Origin of the sequence: Actinomadura chokoriensis, from assembly GCF_039529475.1 — a bacterium.
In the GTDB taxonomy this organism is placed as follows: domain Bacteria; phylum Actinomycetota; class Actinomycetes; order Streptosporangiales; family Streptosporangiaceae; genus Spirillospora; species Spirillospora bangladeshensis.
Window position 1 is genome coordinate 52,717 of record NZ_BAAAMW010000001.1, and the last position, 16,432, is coordinate 69,148.

The 16,432-nt window shown below is 74.4% G+C and carries 17 protein-coding genes; 7 read left to right on the plus strand and 10 right to left on the minus strand.

All coding sequences use genetic code 11. From position 1 onward, the window contains the following. Positions 1-4 precede the first annotated feature (4 nt). From ABFX46_RS00230 to ABFX46_RS00250, 5 genes are all read left to right on the plus strand, one after another. The gene (locus tag ABFX46_RS00230) at positions 5-1,276 is read left to right on the plus strand and encodes a cytochrome ubiquinol oxidase subunit I (RefSeq protein ID WP_346039274.1); all 1,272 of its coding nucleotides are present in this window, start codon (positions 5-7) and stop codon (positions 1,274-1,276) included. 28 nt (positions 1,277-1,304) lie between these two features. Further along, positions 1,305-2,072, plus strand: coding sequence for a cytochrome d ubiquinol oxidase subunit II (locus ABFX46_RS00235; RefSeq protein ID WP_346039275.1), 768 nt, complete (start codon positions 1,305-1,307; stop codon positions 2,070-2,072). Positions 2,073-2,082: 10 nt separating this feature from the next. After that, entirely contained in the window at positions 2,083-3,654 is a 1,572-nt protein-coding gene (gene cydD / locus ABFX46_RS00240; RefSeq protein WP_346039276.1) for a thiol reductant ABC exporter subunit CydD, read from the plus strand. Further along, positions 3,651-5,231: a thiol reductant ABC exporter subunit CydC gene (gene cydC / locus ABFX46_RS00245; RefSeq protein WP_346039277.1), complete on the plus strand. Its 1,581-nt coding sequence runs from the start codon at positions 3,651-3,653 to the stop codon at positions 5,229-5,231. The genes cydD and cydC overlap by 4 nt, the downstream gene beginning before the upstream one ends. Before the next feature lie 141 nt (positions 5,232-5,372). Next, positions 5,373-6,695, plus strand: a complete 1,323-nt coding sequence (locus ABFX46_RS00250; RefSeq protein ID WP_346039278.1) for a cation:proton antiporter — start codon at positions 5,373-5,375, stop codon at positions 6,693-6,695. Positions 6,696-6,784: 89 nt separating this feature from the next. On the opposite strand, the gene ABFX46_RS00255 is transcribed toward ABFX46_RS00250, so the two are convergent. From ABFX46_RS00255 to ABFX46_RS00290, 8 genes are all read right to left on the minus strand, one after another. Next, the gene (locus tag ABFX46_RS00255; protein ID WP_346039279.1) at positions 6,785-7,558 is read right to left on the minus strand and encodes an ABC transporter permease; all 774 of its coding nucleotides are present in this window, start codon (positions 7,556-7,558) and stop codon (positions 6,785-6,787) included. Continuing rightward, positions 7,555-8,529, minus strand: a complete 975-nt coding sequence (locus tag ABFX46_RS00260; protein WP_346039280.1) for an ABC transporter ATP-binding protein — start codon at positions 8,527-8,529, stop codon at positions 7,555-7,557. Before ABFX46_RS00260 ends, ABFX46_RS00255 begins: the two co-directional genes overlap by 4 nt. 162 nt (positions 8,530-8,691) lie before the next feature. Further along, the gene (locus ABFX46_RS00265) at positions 8,692-9,336 is read right to left on the minus strand and encodes a PadR family transcriptional regulator (protein ID WP_346039281.1); all 645 of its coding nucleotides are present in this window, start codon (positions 9,334-9,336) and stop codon (positions 8,692-8,694) included. A gap of 208 nt (positions 9,337-9,544) precedes the next feature. Continuing rightward, positions 9,545-10,003: an anthrone oxygenase family protein gene (locus ABFX46_RS00270; protein WP_346039282.1), complete on the minus strand. Its 459-nt coding sequence runs from the start codon at positions 10,001-10,003 to the stop codon at positions 9,545-9,547. A gap of 90 nt (positions 10,004-10,093) precedes the next feature. After that, positions 10,094-11,311: a ketosynthase chain-length factor gene (locus ABFX46_RS00275; protein ID WP_346039283.1), complete on the minus strand. Its 1,218-nt coding sequence runs from the start codon at positions 11,309-11,311 to the stop codon at positions 10,094-10,096. Continuing rightward, positions 11,308-12,579 carry a beta-ketoacyl-[acyl-carrier-protein] synthase family protein gene (locus ABFX46_RS00280; protein ID WP_346039284.1) on the minus strand — a complete coding sequence of 424 codons (1,272 nt, stop codon included), beginning with the start codon at positions 12,577-12,579 and terminating at the stop codon, positions 11,308-11,310. Before ABFX46_RS00280 ends, ABFX46_RS00275 begins: the two co-directional genes overlap by 4 nt. Positions 12,580-12,582: 3 nt before the next feature. After that, positions 12,583-13,002, minus strand: coding sequence for a cupin domain-containing protein (locus ABFX46_RS00285; RefSeq protein WP_346039285.1), 420 nt, complete (start codon positions 13,000-13,002; stop codon positions 12,583-12,585). Between the two features lie 101 nt (positions 13,003-13,103). Beyond that, positions 13,104-13,445 (minus strand): TcmI family type II polyketide cyclase, encoded by a 342-nt coding sequence (locus tag ABFX46_RS00290; RefSeq protein WP_346039286.1) that lies wholly within the window; start codon positions 13,443-13,445, stop codon positions 13,104-13,106. 224 nt (positions 13,446-13,669) lie between these two features. Here ABFX46_RS00290 and ABFX46_RS00295 point away from each other — a divergent pair, with 224 nt between their 5' ends. Both ABFX46_RS00295 and ABFX46_RS00300 read left to right on the plus strand, forming a co-directional pair. Then, on the plus strand, positions 13,670-14,212 hold the full coding sequence (locus ABFX46_RS00295; RefSeq protein ID WP_346039287.1) for a flavin reductase family protein: 543 nt from the start codon (positions 13,670-13,672) through the stop codon (positions 14,210-14,212). Between the two features lie 57 nt (positions 14,213-14,269). Further along, positions 14,270-15,340 (plus strand): methyltransferase, encoded by a 1,071-nt coding sequence (locus tag ABFX46_RS00300; RefSeq protein ID WP_346039288.1) that lies wholly within the window; start codon positions 14,270-14,272, stop codon positions 15,338-15,340. 80 nt (positions 15,341-15,420) lie between these two features. Here ABFX46_RS00300 and ABFX46_RS00305 read toward each other — a convergent pair whose 3' ends face one another. Together ABFX46_RS00305 and ABFX46_RS00310 are read right to left on the minus strand one after the other, a co-directional pair. Next, positions 15,421-15,816 (minus strand): ester cyclase, encoded by a 396-nt coding sequence (locus tag ABFX46_RS00305; protein WP_346039289.1) that lies wholly within the window; start codon positions 15,814-15,816, stop codon positions 15,421-15,423. Further along, a complete protein-coding gene (locus tag ABFX46_RS00310) occupies positions 15,813-16,364 on the minus strand; it encodes a cupin domain-containing protein (protein WP_346039290.1) in 552 nt (183 codons plus the stop codon). The genes ABFX46_RS00305 and ABFX46_RS00310 overlap by 4 nt, the downstream gene beginning before the upstream one ends. Positions 16,365-16,432 lie beyond the last annotated feature (68 nt).

Below are 16,432 nucleotides of genomic sequence, written 5' to 3' on the forward strand. Positions count from 1 at the left end.
CGGCATGGACGCCGAGACGCTCGACCTCGCCCGGCTCCAGTTCGCGATCACCGCCGGCGCGCACTTCCTGTTCGTCGCGCTGACGCTCGGGCTGGCGCCGCTGCTGGCGGCCGTCCAGACGCGCGCGACCGTGTCCGGGAGCGAGACGCACTGGCGGATGACCCGGTTCTGGGGCCAGCTCTACGTGATCAACTACGGCATGGGGATCGTCACCGGCCTGGTGATGGAGTTCCAGTTCGGGCTGAACTGGAGCGGGCTGACCACGTTCGCCGGGGACGTCTTCGGTGCCCCGCTGGCGATGGAGACGATCGTCGCGTTCTTCATCGAGTCCACCTTCCTCGGGCTGTGGATCTTCGGCTGGGGCCGGATCAACCGGTGGGCGCACCTGGCGGTGCTGTGGATCGTGGCGCTCACCGCCTACGTCTCGGCGTACTGGATCATCGCCGCCAACGGCTGGCTGCAGAACCCGGTCGGCGCGGAGCGGCGCGGGGACCGGATGGTGCTGGTCGACCGCGCCGCCATGCTGGCCAACCCGGACGCGCTCATCGCGCTGCTGCACGTGATCGGCGCGGCCCTGCTGACCGGCGGCTTCTTCCTCGCCGGGGTCAGCGCCTTCCACCTGCGGCGCGGCACCGCCGACCGGGAGGTGTTCCGCCGGTCGCTGCGGCTCGGGATGATCGCGGCGCTGCCCGCCTCGCTGCTCACGCTCGGCGCCGGGTTCAACCAGTTCGCGGTGGTCGCCGACCATCTGCCGATGAAGTTCGCGGTCAGCCAGGGCGACCCCGCCGAGCAGGCGCGGCTGCAGGCCGAGCTCGCCGCCCGGCTCGGCCCCGGCGACTACAGCCCGCCGGGCTGGATCGACCTGCCGCTCGGCCTGATGATGATCCTCGGCACGGTGCTCTTCATCCTCGCCTCGGTGGGGCTCGTCCTGGCCTACACGAGCCGGGGCGGGATCCTGATGCGCGCCTGGCTGCGGGTGCTGACCTGGTCCGTCGTGCTGCCGTTCGCCGCGGTGATCGCCGGCTGGGTGTTCCGCGAGGTCGGCCGGCAGCCGTGGACGATCAACCAGGTCCTGCGCACCGAGGACGCGCTGGCCCCGTCGGCGTCGGCCGGGAGCATGCGGCTCACGCTGATCGGGTTCACCGCGCTGTTCGCCGTGCTGATCGCGCTGGACGCCTGGCTGCTCGGCCGGTTCGCCCGGCGCGGCCCCGACGGGTCGACGCTGGGCATGCCCGCCGACTCGGCCGCGGACCCCGAGCCCCTGCCGAACTTCTGACGCCGCCCCACGCTGACAGGGAACTCTCATGGACGTCCTCGCCATCGGCCTGCTGGCCTTCGCAGCCGTCGGCTACTTCGTGCTGGCGGGCACCGACCTCGGCACCGGCATGATGCTGTTCTTCCTCGGCCGCGACCCGGCCGAGCGCCGGCTGGTGATCGCCGCGTTCGCGCCGTTCTTCCTCGCCAACGAGATCTGGCTGGTCCTCACCGCCGGGCTGCTCGTCGGCCTGTTCCACGAACTGGAGGGCGCGCTGTTCGGCGCGCTGTTCGGCACCGTCGCCGCGCTGCTCGCCGGATGGGTCGTCCGGGACGTGGGCTTGTGGCTGCGCGGCCGGGTGGACGCGCCCGGCTGGCGGCTGCTCTGGGACGGCGCCATCACCGCCGGGAGCTGGACGGTCACCGGCGCGTGGGGCTGGATCGTCGGCTCGGTGCTGCTCTACCGGCTCGAACCGGCGACCTCGCTCGTCCCGCTGATCGGCGTCGGGGCCGCGTGGGCGCTGTTCGCGCTGCACGGCCTGGCGTTCGCCTCGCTCCGGCTGCGCGGCGCCCCGTACGAGCGCGCCCGGACGGTCACCGGCCCGTCCGGGGAGTGGGCCACGCTGGCGCTCACCTCGGTCGGCATGACCGCGATCCCGCTGGCGCTGGGCGCGCGGCTCCCGCTGCGCGACTCGGTGACGGAGTCGGCGGAGTTCGTGGCCGGATCGACCGCCCTGCTCCTGCCCGTCCTCGTCGCCGCCCAGCTCTGGACGTGGTGGATCTTCCGCCACCGGGTGACCGCGCCAAGCTACCTGTGAGGGCGCGGCCGTGACCGCGCCCGACCTCCCCGGACTCGACCGCCGGCGGCTGCTCCGCACCCTCGCGCCGCCGGCGGTCGTTCAGGGAGTCCTGGTGGTGGTCCAGGCGGAGTTGCTGGTCCGGGCGCTCGCGCCGCCGGCCCCGGGCCCGCTGCCGTGGCTCGCCGCGGTCGTCGCGCTGCGCGCGGCGGTGTCCTGGGCGACTGGGAACGCCGTCCACCGCGCCGCCGCGCGGCTCAAGGACGGGCTGCGCGCGGACCTGCTGCACGCGCGCGGCGGCACCACGCTGATCGTCCGGGGCCTGGACGCGCTCGACCCGTACGTGACCGGCTACCTGCCGCAGCTCGCCACGGCCGCCGTCGTGCCGCCGCTGGTGCTGGCGCGGCTGCTGGCCGCCGACACGGCGTCCGGGCTGACGGTGCTGGTCACGCTGCCGCTCGTCCCGGTCTTCGGCGTCCTCGTCGGCCGGCACACACGCGTGGCCACCCGCGTGCAGTGGGAGCGGTTGAACCGCCTCGGCGGCCACTTCCGCGAGGTCCTCGCGGGCCTGCCGACGCTGCGCGCGTTCGGCCGGGCCGGCCACCAGGAGGGCGAGGTGCGGCGGATGGCGGACGCGCACCGGCGCGCCACCCGGCGCGTGCTGCGCACGGCGTTCCTGTCGGCGCTCGTGCTGGACCTGGTGGCGACGCTGTCGGTCGCGCTCGTCGCCGTCCCGGTCGGGCTGCGGCTGCTGGACGGCGGCATCGGCTACCGGACGGCGCTGCTCGTCCTGCTGCTCACGCCCGAGGTCTTCCTGCCGCTGCGCGCGCTCGGCGGCCGGTTCCACGCAGCCGCGGAGGGCATGGCGGTCGCGGCGGAGACCGCCCGCGTGCTCGGCCGCGCCGAACCCGAGCCCACCGGTCGCGCCGCGCCGCCGCGCGGCGACATCCGGCTGGAGGACGTCAGCGTCCGCTACGGCGACCGGCCCGCGCTCGACCGGGTGTCGCTGGTGATCCGGCGGGGCGAGGTGGTGGCGCTGACCGGGCCGAGCGGCGCGGGCAAGTCGACGCTGCTGGCGGTCCTGCTCGGCCTGGCCGAGCCCGACGAGGGCCGCGTCCTGGTCGGCGGGACCGACCTGCGCGACCTCGACCTCGCCGCGTGGCGGCGACAGGTCGCCTGGGTGCCGCAGGCCCCGCACCTGTTCGCCGACTCGGTGGCGGGGAACGTCCGGCTGGGCATGCCGGCGGCGCCGGACGCGGCGGTGCGCCGCGCGCTGGCCGACGCGCACGCGCGGGACTTCGTGGACGCGCTGCCCGACGGCGACGCCACGCTGCTCGGCGAGCGCGGCGCCGGGCTGTCGGCCGGGCAGCGGCAGCGGATCGCGCTGGCCCGCGCCTACCTGCGCGACGCGCCCGTCCTGCTGCTGGACGAGCCCACCGCGCGGCTCGACCCGGGCAGCGAGCAGGCCGTCGTCCACGCGGCGCGGCGGCTGCTGCGGGACCGGACCGCGGTCCTCGTCGCGCACCGGCCCGCGCTGCTGGGCGCCGCCGACCGGGTGGTCCGGCTGAGCGAGGGACGCGTCGTCGAGGAGGTGCGCCGGTGACCGCGTGGGCCGTCCTGGCGGGGGTCGCGGCGCGGCTGTGCGCGCTGGGCCTGACCGCCTCCGCCGCCTGGCTGATCGCCCGCGCCGGCGCCGAGCGGCCGGACCTGGCCGCGCTGGGCCTGGCGATCGCGGCGGTGCGGGCGTTCGCGTCCGCGCGGGGCCTCTTCGGCTACCTGGAGCGGCTGGCCGGGCACGACGCCGCGCTCGGCCGGGCGGCCCGGCAGCGGGTGCGGCTGTACCGCGCGCTGGCCCGCGGCCCTCTCCCCGGCGCCGGGTCCCGCGACGCGGACGCGCTCACGCACATGGTCGCCGACCTGGACGCCGGCCAGGACCTGCGGCTCCGCTGCGCACTGCCCGCGATCATCGCCGGGGTCGCCGGCGCGGCGGCGGCCGCGTTCTGCTGGGCACTGCACCCCGCGTCCGGCGCGATCGTGGCCGGCGGCATGCTGGCGGCGGGCGCGGCCGTCCCGGCGGGAGCCGCCGCAGCCGCTCGCAGGCTCGGCGCGCGGCTGGCCGACGCGCGGGCCGAGCTGACGGCGCGGGTCCTGGACCTCACCGAGGGACGCGCCGACCTGCTGGCGTTCGGCGCGCTGGACTTCGCGACGGCCGCCGCGGAACGCCAGGCGGCGCGGCTCGCGCGGGTGGAGCGCGCCGGCGGCTCGGTGTCCGCCGCGGCGCTGGCGGCCGGCGCGGCCGTCCAGGGGCTGACCGCGCTCGGCGTCGCCTGGACGGCGGCCGGGACGGGCGCGGTGACCAGCGCGGTGCTCGTGCTGACCGCGCTCGCCGCGCTGGACGCGGTCCAGCCCGCGATCCCGGCAGCGCAGCTCTACGTCGCGCTGCGTCCGGCGGCGGCGCGGGTGCGGCGGCTGATCCGGGCGGACGCCGCGCTCCCGCCCGACGAGCGGCCGCACCGCCCGGCCGTGCCCGGACGCGTCGCACTGCGCGGCGTCCGGGTGCGGTACGGGGACGTCCCGGCGCTGGACGGCGTCGACCTCGACCTGGCCCCGGGACGCTCGGTCGCGGTGCTCGGCGAGAGCGGCGCCGGCAAGTCGACGCTGCTGGCGCTGCTCGCCGGGCTCGTCCAGCCCGGCGAGGGCCTCGCGCTGCTGCGGCCGGCGCGCGGCCTGTACCAGGACGCGCACCTGTTCGCGGCCACGGTGCGGGTCAACCTGCGGATGGCGAAACCGGACGCGGAGGACGCCGAGCTTCGCGCCGTCCTGGACCGGGTGCACCTCACCGGCTGGCTGGACGCCCTCCCCCAGGGCCTGTCCACGCCCGTCGGCGCGGGCGGCCGGGGCCTGTCGGGCGGGCAGCGGCAGCGCCTGCTGCTGGCCCGCGCGCTGCTCGCCGACCCGGAGGTCCTGCTGCTCGACGAGCCCACCGAGGCGCTGGACGCGGCGACCGGGCGCGCCGTCCTCGCCGGCGTGCTGCGGGCCCGGCGCGGGCGGACGACGGTCGCCGTCACCCATCGGGAGGACGCGCTCGACCTGTTCGACGACATCGTCATCATGGCGCGCGGCCGGGTCGAGCTGCACGACGCGGGCGTCCACCGGCAACGCAGGATCAAGCGCGGATAAAGCCGCTGGCCCCCGGGGCCGCACGCCGCCCGGCACCAGCGGATTCCCACTCCACCGCGAGCCCGCCACCAGCGTCCCTTCACAGGATCGGCGGAGGAAACGACCGGCGAAGCGGCCCGGAGGGCCGCGGTGGAGGGAGACATGGAAGCCCACATTCTCGCGAGCGCCACCACCGACGCGAACCTCGAACTCGTCCTCGACGTCCTCCCGGCACTGATCGTCATCCTCATCGCGTCCGGCCTCTGCGGATGGCTGGCGCGCTGGGTGTGGCAGCCGCGGGTGCTCGGCGAGATGGTGGCCGGGGTGCTGCTCGGCCCGACGCTGTTCGGCTGGCTGTTCCCCGACGCCCAGGCGGCCGTCTTCCCGCACCACGTCACCCCGATCCTCTACGTGATCAGCACGATCGGGCTGACCCTGTACATGTTCCTGGTGGGCGCGGGCCTCGACCACGGCGCCGGCGGGGAGCGCGGCGGGCTGCACCGGCCGGTCGTCCTGGCCATCTCCGGGATCGTCCCCGCGCTGCTCCTCGGCGGCGCCGTCGGGTTCGCGCTGTGGTCGCAGCTGTCCCGCGACGACGTCGGCCGGTGGCTGTTCGCGGTGTTCGTCGGCGGCGCGCTGTCGCTGACCGCCTTCCCGATGCTCGCCCGCATCCTCTACGAGCGCGGCCTGGAGAACTCGCGGCTCGGCCGGCTGTCGCTGCTCGCCGCCTCGATCGACGACGCGGCGGCGTGGTGCCTGCTGGCGGTGCTGAGCGCGGTGCACCTCGGCGGCGGCACCGGCCCGGCGGTGCGCACGATCCTGCTGTCGCTGGTCTTCGTGGCCGTGGCGCTCGGCGTGGTCCGCCCGCTGCTGCGCCCGCTGGGCCGGGCCGTCGCGCGCGCCGGCGACCTGAACCTCGGGCACACCTACCTCGTGCTGCTGGTGCCGCTCGTCGCGGGCTGGCTGACCGACTGGATCGGCATCTACTCGGTGTTCGGCGGCTTCATCGCCGGGCTGGCGATGCCGCGCGACGCCGCGTTCCGGCGGCTCGTCCACGACCGCATGATGAACATGGTGTCGGTCCTGCTGCTGCCGGTGTTCTTCACCTTCTCCGGGCTGAACACGCAGCTGGGCGGGCTGGGCGGCGGCACGATGCTGCTGTCCTTCCTGGCGATCCTGGCCGCGGCCTTCGCCGGCAAGTACTTCGGCTGCGCGCTGGCGATGCGGACGCTGGGGTTCACGCCCCGCGAGTCGTACGCGGTGGGAGGGCTGATGAACGCCCGCGGCCTGATGATCCTCATCTTCATCAACATCGGGCTGGCGCAGGGCATCATCACCCGGGAGGTGTTCAGCATGCTGGTGCTGGTGGCGGTCCTCACGACCGCGGCGGCGCTGCCGCTGTACTCGGCGGCCCTCCCGAAGCGGCTGGAGGAGGAGCAGCGCGCACCCGTCCCGGAGCCGGAGAAGACCGCCGCGGCGGCCTGACCTGCGCCGGGCCGGACCCCGGACCGCTGCAAGGGGGGAGGCGGCGGCCCGGGATCCGGGGTCCGGTCGGCGGGGGGCGGAGCCGGGGGTCAGACCTGCTTCTGGTAGACGCGGAACGCCAGGGTCGACAGCCAGGCGCAGCCGAGCGCGACGGCCAGCAGCCCCGCGCCGCGGGTCAGCACGAAGGACCAGTCGACGCCGTCGGCGAGGGTCTGCCGGCCGATCTCGACGAGCCAGTTCACCGGGTTGCCGCCGGCGATCGTGCTCATCCAGTCCGGCATCAGCCGGCGCGGGACGAACGTCGAGGACAGGAACGCCAGCGGCAGCACGAGGAACTGCGCGATGGAGATCACCGACTCCTGGCTGCGGGTCACCAGGCCGAGGGCGTTGGACAGCGAGGCGAACGCCACCGCGATCAGCGCCACGCACACCAGGAACACCACCATGATCGGCACGCCGCCGGGGAAGCGCGCCCCGGTGGCGAGCGCGATGGCCAGGATGATCAGGCCCTGCAGGACCACCGACAGCGCCTGGTGGATCAGCCGCCCGGTGATGAGCGCGCCGCGCCGGACCGGGGTGACCAGGAACCGGTTGAGCGTGCCCTGCTCCATCTCCACGACGAAGACCATCCCGCTCCACCCGCTGGCGAACAGCGCGGTCATCGCGATGATGCCCGGGGTGAGGAAGCCGATGTAGGAGTCGGTGGTGTGGGTGTCCTCCATGAGGGGGGCGAAGAGCTTGCCGAAGAGCAGCAGCCAGATCACCGGCTGGACGAGCGTGGCGACCAGGTAGAACGGCTGGCGGACGAAGGCCCGCAGGTCGCGCACCGTCATGTGGTACGACTGCATCACCGCGGCGGTCATCGGATGGTTCCTTCCTGGACGCTGCGGAAGGTGCGGCCGGCGTGCCGGAGGTACACCTCGTCGAGGGTGGGCGCCGAGAGCGTCACCGAGGCCACCCGCAGCCCGGCCCCCTCCAGCGCCGACAGCAGCGCGGGCGCGCTGTCGGCGCCGGCGTCGACGCGCGCGCCGACCTCGCGGCCGTGCACGACGACGTCGTGGACGCCCGCCACGTTGGACAGTGCCGTCTTGACCGCCGCCTCCTCCGGCGGCTCGTTCAGCAGGACCTGGACCGAGTCGCCGTGCAGGGCCTTCTTGAGGTTCTCCGGGGTGCCGTACGCGACGACCTTGCCCTCGTCCAGGATGGCGAGGGTGTCGGCCAGTTCGTCGGCCTCCTCCAGGTAGTGGGTGGTGAGGACGACGGTGATGCCGGTGGCCGCCATCCCGGCGATCTCCTTCCACAGCTCGGCGCGGGCCTCCGGGTCGAGGCCGGTCGTGGGCTCGTCCAGGAACAGCACGCGCGGCTCCTGCACCAGCCCCATGGCCACGTCGAGCTTGCGGCGCATGCCGCCGGAGTAGGTCTTGACCAGGCGCCCGGCGACGCCGGTCAGGCCGAAGCGCTCCAGCAGGCCGTCGACGCGCTCGCGGAGCACGCCGCCGCCGAGCCCGTACAGCCGCCCCTGCAGCACCAGGTTCTCCCGGCCGGTGGCGGCCGGGTCGACGCCGGAGTTCTGCGCGACGCAGCCGATGTGCCGGCGCACCTGCGCCGCGTCGGACAGGACGTCGAACCCCGCCACCCGCGCGGAGCCCGAGTCGGGCCGGGTGAGGGTGGTGAGGACCTTGATGGTGGTGGACTTGCCCGCCCCGTTGGGGCCGAGCAGGCCGAAGACGGTACCGGACGGCACCGAGAAGGTGACTCCGTTCACGGCGCGCACGCCGTTCGGATAGGTCTTGGTGAGGTCGCTGACCTCGATGGCCAGGCTCTCTCCTGACATGACGGATCTCCCGCATCATGGGTCGGCGATCGTGCCCGCGGGAGAGATCCGGTTAACCTGGTAGAGGACCCTCGAGTAACCGGCCGCCACCCGTTGGCGTCGATCGAGGTCATGGGCCCCGGCGGGTGCTGCAACACCCGCCGGGGTTCTCGTTTCGGCGGGTCAGCTCACATGGCGCTCTCTTCCCCGGATCGCGAAACTCCGGCTGGACTCGTCGCCCTGGTGCCAGCGGTACCAGATCTCCAGGTCCTCCAGGGTTCCCTCCTCCAGTTCCTCGGCCAGGCACTTGACCCAGGCCAGTTCGGCGCGCAGCATCATCTCCTCGTACTCGGCCTCGATCAGGAACAGGCGGCGCAGGCCGTTGGAGCGCATCTGGTCCATGAAGGCGCGGACCTCGGCCAGCCGGATCTCCAGCGACTCGACCCGCTGCCGCAGCAGCGGCGCCACCGTCTCCGGCGGCAGCACCGGCATCAGCGACAGGCCCGCCTCGAACTCGGGGTACTCCTTGGTCGAGGTGCGCAGGATCTCGCTGAGCCACTCCCGCAGCTCGATCGCGCCCGCGGGCGTGAGCGCGTAGACGGTGCGCTCCGGGCGCCTGCCCTCCCGGAACGTCTCCACGGGCTCGATGAAGGAGGCCCTGACCAGGGAGTCGACGACGGTGTAGAGCGACCCGTAGTTGATCCGGATGCTCTGCTCCTTGCCGCGTCCCTTGAGCTTCTGCGCCATCTCGTACGGGTGCATGGAGCTCTCGGACAGGACGGCGAGCACCGCCAACGCGAGCGGATTCGAGACCTTGCGCTTGACCATGAGACTCTCCGGTGACGGATACTCTGACCCGAGTATACCGCGCCGGAGATTCGGTGACCCGGCCTGTCAGTGGAACATGACTCTGAAGTAACCCCGGAGACCACGAAGCGGCGGACGGCAGGCGATATCCCCTGCCATCCGCCGCCCAGGGCGTGGAAATTCGCGCGGAATCTCCCGCGGAGGTCCGCGCGGGCGCGCCGCCCGGCCCTCACATGACGATCACCAGGGCCGCCGCCAGATTGGCCGCGAGGGCCGCCGCCGCGAGCCCGGTCCGCACCGCGTTCCACCGCCGCCACCGGCCGCGCCGCTCGGTCCAGTCGGGCGGCAGCGACGCCGGGTCCTGCGCCGTGACCCAGTGGTTGATCGGGACGTTCTTGGTCAGCGACACCGTGATCACCGAGATCATCAGCAGCCCCGCGACCGCGCCGGCCACCGGCCCCGCCCAGCCCGGCGCGGCCACCGCCAGCGTCAGGTCCGCCAGCGCCGTCAGCAGGATCGTCACCGGCATGAACGGGTCGTAGCGGGTGGCCAGGAACCCGTGCGCGTGCACGTACTGCTCGCCGGGCAGCGCCATCAGCAGCGGGACGCCGCCCAGCACGGTCGCGCAGAACACCCCCACGGCGACGGCGTTGCCGAGAAGCGCGACAACGATGAGAATCTCGCTCACTTCCCTCTCCTTCCCAACCCGCCCCGCCACTTCGTTGACCTGCGGCGTGTTGTTGTTCTCGGCGCGCTCATAACAACAACACGCCGCAGGTCAACGTCGGGGGGTGCGGGCTACTAGGGCCGCGTTGAAGCCGCCGTAGCCGCGTGCCACGACCAGTGCGTTGCGGACCTGTGCGGGGCGGGGGGCGTCCAGGACCAGGTCCAGGCGGTCCGCCGCCGGGCCCTCCACGTGCACCGTCGGCGGGATGACCGCGTCGCGGATGGACAGCAGGGCCGCTAGCAGGTCGAGTGCGGCGCCGCCCGCGTAGAGCCGTCCGGTCAGCGTCTTCGGGGCGGTGACCGGCACCCCGCGCGGGCCGAACACCGCCGTGAGCGCGTCCGCCTCGGCCCGGTCCTGCTCGGGGACGCCCATCGCGTCGGCGAACACCACGTCGACGTCGTCCGGCCCGATCCCGGCGTCGTCGAGCGCCTTCTCGATCGCGCGCCGCAGCGTCGGCGGCCGATCCGAGCCGGGCGGCGGGTCGAACGTCGCGCCGTAGCCGGCGATCTCCCCGTAGACCCGCCCGGCGCCCCGGTCGCGGGCGTGCCCGGCGTCCTCGACGATCAGCAGCGCGCCGCCCTCCCCCGGCACGTACCCGCACGCCTCGGCGTCGAAGGGCAGGTACGCCCGCGCGGGGTCGGGCCGGGCGCTCAGCGCCCGGGTGCTCAGCTGTGCGACGAGCCCGTACGGGCACAGCGACGCGTCGGTGCCGCCGCTGACCACCATCCGGGTGCCGTCGCGCAGCAGCCGCCGCGACTGCGCCACCGCGTCCAGCCCGCCCGCCTGCTCGGTGGCGATCACCCCGCAGGGGCCGCGCATGCCGTGCCGGATGGAGATCTGGCCGGTCGTCGCCGCGTAGAACCAGGCGATGGACTGGTAGGCGCCGACGAACTCCGGGCCCCGGCCCCACAGGTTGACCATCTCGTGCTGCCCGAACTCGGTGCCGCCGGACGAGCTGGCCGTCACCACGGCCATCTCGTACTCCGGCATCCCCGCCGGGTCGATGCCCGAGTCGTCCAGCGCCATCGCCGCGGCGGCGAGGCCGAGGTGCGTCCAGTGGTCGGTCTGCGGGACGATCCGGCTCGGCACGTGCTCGGCGGCGGAGAAGCCCGGCACCTCCCCCGCGAGCCGGACCGGGTACGGCTCCGGGTCGAAGCGGGTGACCGGACGGATCGCGCTCCGGCCGGCCAGCGTCCCCGCCCAGTACGCCTCCACGCCGATGCCGTGCGGCGTGACCGCGCCGACCCCGGTGACGACGGCCGCGCTCATCCGGCGCCTCCCGGGCGGGCGAGCAGCATCGCGGTCTGGAAGCCGCCGAAGCCGCTGCCCACGCTGAGCACGACGTCGGTGCGGTGGTCGCGCGCCGCGAGCGGCACGTAGTCCAGGTCGCACTCGGGGTCGGGCGTGTGCAGGTTCGCGGTCGGCGGCACCACGTCGTGCTCGATCGCCAGCGCGCTCGCCGCCACCTCGAGCGAGCCGATGGCGCCGAGCGAGTGCCCGATCATCGACTTGACCGAGCTGACCGGCACCTCGTAGGCGCGCTGCCCGAGGCTGCGCTTGAACGCGGCCGTCTCGTGCCGGTCGTTCTGCTTGGTGCCGGACCCGTGGGCGTTGATGTAGTCGATGTCGTCCGGTCCGAGCCCCGCCTGCCGCATGGCGACCGTGATCGCCTCGGCCATCTCGCGGCCGTCGGGCTTCAGCCCGGTCATGTGGTAGGCGTTGCTGCGCCCGGCGACCCCGGCGACCTCGGCGTAGACGTGGGCGTCGCGGCGGCGCGCCGCCGACGCCTCCTCCAGCACGAACACCGCCGAGCCCTCGCCGAGCACGAACCCGTCCCGGTCGCGGTCGAACGGCCGCGAGGCGTGCGCGGGGTCGTCGTTGTTGGGGGACGTCGCCTTGATCGCGTCGAAGCAGGCCGAGGTGATCGGCGAGATCGGCGCGTCGGTGGCCCCGGCGATCACCACGTCGGCGGCGCCCTCCCGGATGAGCTGGGCGCCGTGCGCGACGGCGTCCAGCCCGGAGGTGCAGCCGGTGGAGATCAGCGCCACCGGCCCCTCCGCGCCGACCCGCCAGGCCACCTCGACCGCCAGCGTGCTCGGCACCATGTAGCCGTACAGCTGCGGTACCCCGTAGCGGTGGTCGACGAGCCACTGCCGGCCGCCGTCGCTGAGGACGATGTACTCCTCCTCCAGCCCCATCGTGCAGCCGACCGCGCTGCCGAGGCTGACGCCGACGCGGTCCGGCCGCAGCGCGCCGGTCTCCAGCCCGCTGTCGGCGACGGCCTCGTCGGCGGCGACCGCGGCGAGCTGGGCGGCGCGGTCCATCCGCCGGATCTCCTGGGGCGTCAGGCCGGCGGCGGCCGGATCGAAGTCGCATTCGGCGGCGATCCGCGACCGGAACCCGGACGCGTCGAAGAGCGTGATGGTCCGGGTGGCGGTCCGGCCGGCGGTGAGCATCTCCCAGAACGCCTTGGCGCCGATGCCGCCGGGGGCCACCACCCCCATCCCGGTGATCGCGGCTGAGCGCGCGGAGGTCACGGGTCACCCGACCTTCGGCGCGGCCTCGCCGGCGTTCGGCAGCGGCTCGGTGTCGACGTGGCCGAGCTCCGGGCGCGGCGCCAGCGGGCTGAGGTGGAAGACGGCGAACGCCTGCTCGGCGCCGTCGTTCTCCAGCCGGTGCCGGTCGTTGATCGGCACCATCAGCGAGTCGCCGGGGCCGAGGCGCACCGCCTCGCCCTCGACCCGCATCAGCACGGAGCCGCGGACGACGTAGAGGAACTCCTCCGAGTACGGGTGCCGGTGCTCGGCGACGAACTCGCCGGGTTCGAGCGTGAGCTCGCCCATGAACCCGGAGGTGGACTTCACGGTCCTGGGGCTGAGCAGGACGCGGATGTCCCCGCCCCGGCGGCGGTTGGGGACGACGTCCTGCGCCGTCACTTTCCGGATGCGCGGTGTGGACACGGTGGCGACTCCTAGACGTGCTGGGTCCTGGACTGGTCCTGGACGTGCCGGGCCCCGGACGTGCCGGGCCTGGCGGAACGGACGGGGGAACCTGCGCGAGGTCACGGGGTGAGCTGGATCCCGTCGTCGGCGGTCCAGATGTAGAAGGGCTGGGCCATCGCGTCCTTCGGCTCCTTCCAGTTCGGGTCGTAGGGCCGGACGTGCGCGGTGAGCCGGTCGCTCAGCTCGCTGTAGAGCGGGTTGCTGCGGGCCTTGTACAGGTTCGGGGTGATGTCGCCGTCCGCCTCGACCATGTGGAAGTACAGGTCGTGGAAGCGGAAGAGCGTGCGGCGCGACACTCCGATCAGGTGGGGCAGCTCGGTCGAGTCGGACTCGCCGAACAGGCGGGCCACCGAGCCGGCCTGGTCCGGCTCCATCCGGGCCACGATCAGCGTTCGGTGCATGGACGCTCCTCCCTGCGGCCGGCCCGGCTCCCGGGCGGGCTGACGGATATCACCAGGACGAGGGTCGGGGGCGCCGCTTGACCCTGGCTGCAGAAGCACTGGAAGCGTCCGCCCGCCGGGCGGCGGCCGGGCGGGCGGGCCCCAGAACGTCCCGAGCGGTCCTCGAGCACCCCGCGGGAACGTGGCCCGGACGCCCCGGCACCGATCCCGGGACGGGGAGGCACATGCGAACCCCTGACTCGCGAACGACGGATCCCGCGGACGCGCGCCTGCTCCGCGCGGCGCTCGGCAGGTTCGCCACCGGAGTCGCCGTCGTCACCGCGACGAGCCCGGCGGGCACGCCCGTCGGGATGACGGTGAACTCCTTCACCTCGGTGTCGCTCGACCCTCCGCTGGTGCTGTTCTGCGCGAGCCGCCGGTCCAGCCTGTACCCGGTGTTCGCCGCCGCGGCGGCGTTCGGGGTGAACATCCTGCGGGACGGCCAGACGGCCGAGTCGCGGCGGTTCGCCGGGCCGGGGTTCGACCGGTTCGCCGGGCTGGCGCCGCGGGAGGGGCGGACCGGCGTCCCGCTGCTGCCGCGCGCCCTGGCCACCCTGGAGTGCGTCGAGCCGGAGCGGCGGCCCGCCGGCGACCACGACGTGATCATCGGACGGGTCGCCGTGGTGGAGACGCACGCCGGCGACCTCGACCAGCCGCTCGTCTACTACGCCGGCGGCTACCGCTCCCTCAACACCGACGTCGAATGGTGGACCGCCTGGCGCGAGTAGGCGGGCCGCCTCATCGCCCTGACGACCCCGGCGAACCCCAGATGAGGAGATGGCACGATGACCGCACCCACCGACACGCCCGCCGCGAGCGCGCCACCGTTCCCGCCCGCGAAGATCTACGAGCTGAGCACCGCGTTCTGGCACTCCAAGATGCTGGTCAGCGCGTCCGAGCTCGGCGTGTTCGCGCAGCTGGCCGAGGGCCCGGCGACGGCGGCGGAGCTGGCAGGCCGGCTGGGCCTGAAGTCGCCCGCGCTGCCGGAGTTCCTGGACGCGCTCGCCGCGATGGGCATGCTCGAACGCGACGGCGACGCCTACCGCAACAGCTCGGAGGCCGACTACTACCTCGTCCCCGGCAAGCGCTACTTCATGGGGACCTACCTCGGGTTCGTCGACCGGTTCATGCGGCCGACGTGGGAGGGGCTCGCCGAGGTGATGCGCACCGGCACACCGCAGATCCCGCACCCGCCGCAGGGGGACGCACCGCAGGGCGAGGGCGAGGAGTTCTTCGAGCAGACCTACGCCGACCCGCAGCTCCAGCGGATGTTCGTCGAGGCGCAGGACGCGCTGAGCAGCGAGCTGGCCTGGGAGCTGTCCCGCCGGATCGACTGGAGCGGCCGGAGCGACGTCGTCGACCTCGGCGGGGCGCGCGGCAACGTCGCCGGGATCCTGCTGCAGGCCCACCCGCACCTGACCGGCACGGTGTTCGACATGCCGCCGCTGCAACCGCTGTTCGACGAGCACATGGCGCGGCTCGGCGTCGCGGACCGGGCCCGCTACCAGGGCGGCGACTGGTTCGCCGACCCGCTGCCCGAGGGCGGGACGCTGCTGTGCGGGCACGCGCTGCACAACTGGACCACCGACCAGCGCCGCACGGTCATCGGCAAGGCGTTCGAGGCGGTCCGGCCGGGCGGCGCGTTCATGGTCTACGACCTGATGTTCGACGACGAGCGCGGCCGGCTGAACCCGCTGCTGCTCAGCCTCGCCATGACGCTGAGCGTCGGCGGCTCGGGCTATTCGGCCGCCGAGTGCGTGCGGTGGATGGCGGACGCCGGCTTCACCGGCGTCGAGACCGTCGCGCTCCAGGACTACGACGGCCACACCGTCGTGATCGGGCACAAGCCGGAGTGACGGCACGCGCGAACCGGGCCCGTCTCCTTGTGGGAGGCGGGCCCGGTTCTCGTCGCGTCTGTGCGCGCCGGCCGCGGTCGTCAGCGGAGCTGGGAGACCAGGCCCCACTCGTCGAAGACGTTGACGTCCGCGACGACCAGGCCGTCGCGGAGCGTCCAGATCTGGATGCCGGACGCGGACACCGGCCGCCCGGTCGGCGGGATGCCCCGGTATCCGGCGACGTGCCTGCCCCGGGCGGTGAAGTGGGTGACGACCCGGTCGCCCTCGGCCACCTGGAGGTCCACGTCCACGGTCATGCCGGCGAACGAGGCGCGGATCCGCCGGGCGGCCTCGCGCGGGCCGTCCGGCCCGACGCGGCGGCCGCGCAGCACGAAGCCGGGCGCGAAGATCCGGTCGGCCAGGGCGAGGTCGCCGCCGCACCAGCCCTCCACGAGCCAGCGCCGGGCCAGCTCCTTGCCCGCCTCGCCGCCGTTCACGAGGCGGCGGGACGGGCCGCGGGCCGTCCGGCGGCACCGGGCGGACCACCGCCGGGACGTCCGCCGGGGCGACCGGCGCCGGGCGGCGGGCCGACCGGCTCCAGGCCCTCCACGTCGAAGCGGCCGGCCAGCTCGATCATCGCGGCGGGGGCGGGCGGGCCGCCGCCCGCCATCAGCTCGCTGAGCCCCTCGAAGAAGCCCTCGACCCCGCCCGGAGTCGCGACGACCAGCAGCTTGCTCGGGCCGCCGGAGATGTTGCGGAACTTGTGCGGGACGCCGCGCGGCCCGTACACGAGCCCGCCCGCCGAGACCTCGTGCTCCTCGTCGCCGAGCCGGATGGCGTACCGGCCCTCGATGACGTAGAAGGACTCGTCCTCGGCCGAGTGGACGTGCAGCGGCGGCCCGCCGCCCGGGGACGTGGTGACCTCGAAGAACGAGTACAGGCCGCCGGTGTCCTCGGCGCGCAGCAGGAACCGGCCCTCCTCGCCCTGCCATCGGACCGGCGGCACCTCGTCGCGCCAGACGAGCTTGCCCGGTGTGTGCGTCATGACCGCTACCTCCGCGGGTGTCGGCTTCGGGGGCGTGGGTCCGGGCCGCGGGGACGGCGCGGCCCGGA